The following is a 656-nucleotide window of genomic DNA, read 5'->3' as shown; positions in this document are numbered from 1 at the left end:
TCTAACCCAGGTCTAGGCGATGTTTACGACTGGGGTGGTGCAATCGGTGGTGCTAAGTACCAAGACCGTCAATCAAACACCATTCGTTGGGATTCTCCAATGTACGCAGACAAGTTCTCTCTAGATATCGCAGCGGGTGCTGGTGATAAAGCGGGTCTAGGTGCTGGTGATGATTACTGGGGCGGCATCGCGGCTCACTACAAGTTAGGTCCACTACAATTGGATGCTGCTTACGAAGGTAACCGTAACATTGAATCTGAAGGTCAAACTTGGGAAAACAACACGTACCTAGTTGGTGTTCAAGGTTGGTTTGATAACGGTATCTCGTTCTTCGCTCAATACAAATACATGGAAGCGGACGCAAGCAACGGCGTGAACGAGAAGCAAGATGCAATGTCTGCAGGTCTGATGTACACAACAGGTGACTGGCAGTACAAGCTAGGTTACGCAGCGAACTTCGACCTAGAACGTGACGGTAAGACAATTAACGATACAGCAGACGATGTACTATCTGCACAAGTTATGTACTTCGTAGACCCATCTGCAGTGCTTTACGTACGTGCTCGTACTCTAGACTTCGGTGACGGTGCGTCTCAACTAGATAAACCAGCAGAAGCGCGTTGGAAGTCAGCCGACTACGATGAGTTCTCTGTAGG

1 pseudogene is annotated in these 656 nt (G+C 48.6%); it reads left to right on the top strand.

Annotated elements, in window-relative coordinates:
• A pseudogene (chiP, locus tag R7R78_RS26995) lies at positions 1 to 656 on the top strand (chitoporin); the annotation flags it as partial.

The organism is Vibrio sp. 2134-1, from assembly GCF_033339495.1.
Note: the sequence above shows the minus strand (reverse complement) of the source record. Positions and strands in the feature narration are given on the sequence as shown.